The organism is Brevundimonas sp., from assembly GCF_023259385.1.
GTDB lineage: Bacteria > Pseudomonadota > Alphaproteobacteria > Caulobacterales > Caulobacteraceae > Brevundimonas.
This window is the reverse complement of sequence record NZ_JAHFPF010000279.1, coordinates 1-4416: the sequence shown is the minus strand read 5'-3', so window position 1 is coordinate 4416 and position 4416 is coordinate 1. Positions and strand designations below refer to the sequence as shown.

At 67.9% G+C, this 4416-nt stretch carries 3 protein-coding genes and 1 pseudogene; 2 read left to right on the top strand and 2 right to left on the bottom strand.

The genetic code is table 11. The annotated features are described in order from the left end of the window. On the bottom strand, nucleotides 1–836 hold an 836-nt coding region (locus tag Q0C81_RS16620; protein ID WP_367118035.1), incomplete at its 3' end, for a polysaccharide lyase family 1 protein. Nucleotides 837–1040: 204 nt separating this feature from the next. Here Q0C81_RS16620 and Q0C81_RS16615 point away from each other — a divergent pair. Both Q0C81_RS16615 and Q0C81_RS16610 read left to right on the top strand, forming a co-directional pair. Beyond that, on the top strand, nucleotides 1041–2228 hold the full coding sequence (locus Q0C81_RS16615; RefSeq protein ID WP_291840562.1) for a TonB-dependent receptor plug domain-containing protein: 1188 nt from the start codon (nucleotides 1041–1043) through the stop codon (nucleotides 2226–2228). After that, on the top strand, nucleotides 2138–3937 hold the full coding sequence (locus tag Q0C81_RS16610) for a TonB-dependent receptor (protein ID WP_291840559.1): 1800 nt from the start codon (nucleotides 2138–2140) through the stop codon (nucleotides 3935–3937). Before Q0C81_RS16615 ends, Q0C81_RS16610 begins: the two co-directional genes overlap by 91 nt. 59 nt (nucleotides 3938–3996) lie before the next feature. On the opposite strand, the pseudogene Q0C81_RS16605 reads toward Q0C81_RS16610, so the two are convergent. Beyond that, a pseudogene (locus Q0C81_RS16605) lies at nucleotides 3997–4416 on the bottom strand (homoserine dehydrogenase); the annotation flags it as partial.

The window sequence follows — 4416 nt, the reverse complement described above, 5'->3', positions numbered from 1 at the left end:
CCTGGGATGTAGGCGTTGCCGATGAAGGCGTAGGCCGAGCGGCTTTCGGTGTCGGCGTTGTAGCCCGCATGCGACCCGCCCCAGTCGTAGAAGACGTTGGAGCGGAACTCGAAGCGCGGCCCCTCGGGATCGACGGACGGGGGATTGTAGTTGCCCGGGCGGGGCATGCGCGCTCGGTGGGCGGCCCACAGATTGTGATGGAAGGTGAAGCGCGCGCCGTGCCCGCCGCGCACCAGCGAGCCATAGCCGTGATCGCCCTTGGCGTGGCCCGACCGGTTCAACGATTCGGCGATCAGGGACCACTGCACGGTCACGTCGTAGACGCCGCGCTCGGGCGGGTCGTAGCGGCTGCCGACCGACAGGGTCTCGTCCACCGACCAGGAGGCCGAGACGTGGTCCAGGATGATGCGGCGGCCGCGCTCGATGGTGACGGCGTCCGACTCGATGCGGCTCTCGTCCCCCAGCCGCGAGCGGATGTGGCGCACCACCACATCGTCGGCGGCCACGATCAGCGCGTGGTCGCGCAGGGTGATCCCGCCGCCCGGCGCGGTCTGGCCGGCGATGGTGATGCGGCCCCGGCGGATGCGCAGCGGCGTCTCCAGCCGGATCGTCCCGCCGATATCGAACACGACCGTGCGCGGACCGTCCGCCTCGACCGCGGCCCTCAGGCTGCCGGGACCGGCGTCGTTCAGATTGGTCACCCGCAGCACCGCGCCGCCGCGCCCGCCCGAGGCCAGACGCCCCGCGCCCTCCGCGCCGGGGAAGGCGACGGCCGGCTCGGGCCCGGCCTGGGCCGAGACCATGTGTGCCCCAAGCGACACGGCGAACAGCGTCACGGCGAAGCCTGTGACCGCTTTGTGTCGAAGGCCGCTTGCGAAAACGCCGATCATCAGGTTAGGCTCGTGATTGCTACCGGTGTCAGCGCGCATTCCGCACGAATATGACACCGGTGTCAAACGGAACGGCCAGCGATGTCGGACCGCAAAAACAGATAGACCGGGGTCACTCCGGCGTCCTGTATGCCCATTGGGAGGAGGCATATGTTGCAAGCTATCCAGCCGGGGATGACCCGTGCCCTTCGTCGTCGCCTGTTCGTCGGAGCGTCCGGTCTGGCCGTCGCCCTGTCGTTGGGAGTCGGCGCCGCCGCCGCGCAGACCGCGCCGCAACCCGCACCGCAGGACGAGACCGTCGAGATCGATGAAGTCGTCGTCACCGGGTATCGCGCCAGCCTGAACGCCGCCCTCGACGCCAAACGTCGCGAGACCAGCATGGTCGACGTGATCATGGCCGAGGACATCGCCGATTTCCCCGACCTGAACCTGGCCGAGTCGATCCAGCGGGTCCCGGGCGTCGCCATCGACCGTGACGCCGGCGAAGGCCGTTCGATCACCGTTCGCGGTCTGGGCGCCGACTTCACCCGCACCCGCATCAACGGCATGGAGGCACAGGCCACCGCCGGCGGCACCGACTCCTCGGGCGGCGCCAACCGGGGCCGTGGCTTCGACTTCAACGTCTTCGCCTCGGAGCTCTTCAACTCCATCACCGTGCGCAAGACCGCGGCGGCCGAGACGGAAGAGGGCTCGCTGGGCGCCACCGTCGACCTGCAGGCCACGCGCCCGTTCGACTACGACGGCTTCACCGCCGCCATGTCGGCCCAGGTCGGCTACAACGACCTGTCGGAGCAGTACAATCCGCGCATCGCCCTGCTGCTGAGCGACCGGTTCGGCGCCAATGACGAGTTCGGCGCCCTGATCTCGCTCGCCTACAGCGAACGCGACCTGCTCGAAGAAGGCTTCAGCTCGGTGCGCTGGGCGCCGGCCGTCGGCACCAACAGCTCGGGCGGCTTCGCCTCCGCCGGATCGAACGCGACGGCCTTCGCCCTGGCCAATCAAAGCAACGTCTTCATCCCGCGTCTGCCGCGCTATGGCCGCCTGACCCACAGCCAGGAACGCCTCGGCGTCACCGGCGCCCTGCAATGGCGCCCGGCCGAGACCACGGTGCTGTCTCTGGACGTGCTGTATTCCTCGCTGGACGCGACCCGTCAGGAGGACTTCCTCGAAGCCCTGTCGTTCAGCCGCAACGCCGCGGCCGGCGGCCAGCCCCAGGTGACGGTCCAGGACGCGCCGTCCAGAACAACATGCTGGTCTACGGCGTGTTCAACAACGTCGATGTCCGGTCCGAGAGCCGCTACGACGAACTCTCGACCGACTACCTGCAGGTCAGCCTGACGGCCGAGCATGACTTCACCGACCGCCTGCACGGCCGCTTCTACTACGGGCGCGCGGAGTCGAATTTCGAGAACCCGATCCAGACCACGGTCACCCTCGACCGGAACAATATCCAGAACTACTCCTGGGACTTCCGCGGCAACGCCAACGCCCCGGTCATCAGCTACGGCTTCGATGTCGCCAACCCGGCCAACTGGGAATGGCGCCCGTCGACCGCCGTGGTGCCGCGCTCGGAAATCCGCATCCGTCCGAACGGCGTCGACACCGTGTTCGAGTCCGCCCAGGCCGACTTCGCCTATGACGCCAGCGACTGGTTGACGATCAAGGCGGGCATCAACTGGAAGAGCTATACCTCGGACTCCTATGAGTTCCGCCGCGCGGACGAGACCGTGGTTCCGGTGCTTCCGGCCGGTACGACGATGGCCGACATCACCAATGTGCTGACCGGCTTCGGCGCCGACCTGATCCCCGGGGGCACGGCCAGCAGCTGGGTCCGTCCCAACCTCGGCGCCCTGGCCAGCCTGTTCAACATCTACTGCAACTGCGACACGGGCGTGCCGGGAGGCGACTTCCGCCTGACCAGCATCACCAACGGCAATGCGCGCGGCGGCAACCGGTCGATCACCGAAGACGATCTGGCGGTCTATCTGCAGGCCGACTGGGACACCGACCTGTTCGGCCGTCCGTTCCGCGGCAACGTCGGCGTGCGTCAGGTCAGCACCACGCTCAACGCCTCGGGCTACAGCTCGACCGGCGGCGGCACCCTGGTCACCGGCGAGAACCAGTACGACAACACCCTGCCGTCGCTGAACATCAGCTATGAGCCGATCGACGACCTGATCGTCCGCTTCGGCGCGGCCACGGTCATGGCCCGTCCGCAGATCGGCAACACCCTGGCCGGAACCAACTATCTGGTGCCGACCACCTCGCTGGCCGCCACCGGGCCGAACTACACGGCCTCGATCGGCAACGTGAAGCTGGAGCCGTTCCAGGCCAACACCTACGACTTCAGCATCGAGTGGTATTTCGCCCGCGAAAGCCTGCTGTCCTTCGCCTATTTCTACAAGGACATCGACACCTACATCCAGATCGTGCGTCAGGACCTGGCCTATTCGGACCTGACCGCGCTGAACCCGTCGGCCTTCGCGCCGGGCTTCTGCACGGGCACCTGCTCGTCCTCGACCATCTTCCAGCTGACCGCGGCGGTGAACACCGAAGGCGGCCCGCTGAAGGGCTTCGAGATCAGCTACCAGCAGCCCTTCACCTTCCTGCCGGGCCCGCTGGAAAACCTCGGCGTGCAGCTGAACTACACCCACGTCGAATCCGAGATCGACTACTGCAACAACGCCCTGTGCACGACCTTCGTGACGGCCGACCTGATCAACCTGTCGCCGGAATCGTGGAACGCCACCGTGTATTATGAGGACGACACGTTCTCGGCGCGGGTCTCGGGCGCCTTCCGCGACAGCTACATCCAGAACGTGCCCGGCCGGAACGGCAACAATGTCGAAGGCAAGATGGAGACGTTCAACCTGGACGCCTCGGCCTCGTACAATCTGACCGACGAACTGGTCCTGACGCTGGAGGCTCTCAACCTGACGGACGAGGAGAACCATCAGTACGTCGGCGACGGCGCGGATCGCCAGAGCACCTCCGTCTACCACCACACCGGCCGACAGTTTTACTTCGGCGCCCGCTATCGCTTCTGATCACTCCTGAACCGAAGCGCACTCTCCGCCGCCGACCCACCCGGGTCGGCGGCGCTTTTTTATCCGGCGACCAGATCGGTAAGGTCGGCCCAGACGCTCTCGGTCGTCGGGATGCGGCCGGCGCCGCGGCCGCGGGCGGTGAAGACGCGGCCGTCGCCGGTGGTGACGCGCAGGGCGTTCCACTCGTCCGGCAGGTCGGCGAACAGGGCGTCGCCGTCGGCGGCGGCGAAGGCCACGTCGGCGCGGTCGGTGCGCACGTCCAGCCGCGCCAGCTGACGCACCCGGCCCGGCGGCAGGACCGCATCGGCGGCCAGGGTCGCGCGGGCGATCCGCTCGGGCGTCAGTCCGCCGTCCAGCGCCTCGTGCGCCAGGATGGCCAGCTTGGCGGCGGCGTCCAGGCCGCTCAGATCGGCGGTTGGATCCTCTTCCGCGAAGCCCGCCTCGCGCGCGCCGGCCAGGGCGTCGTCGAAGGCGACCCC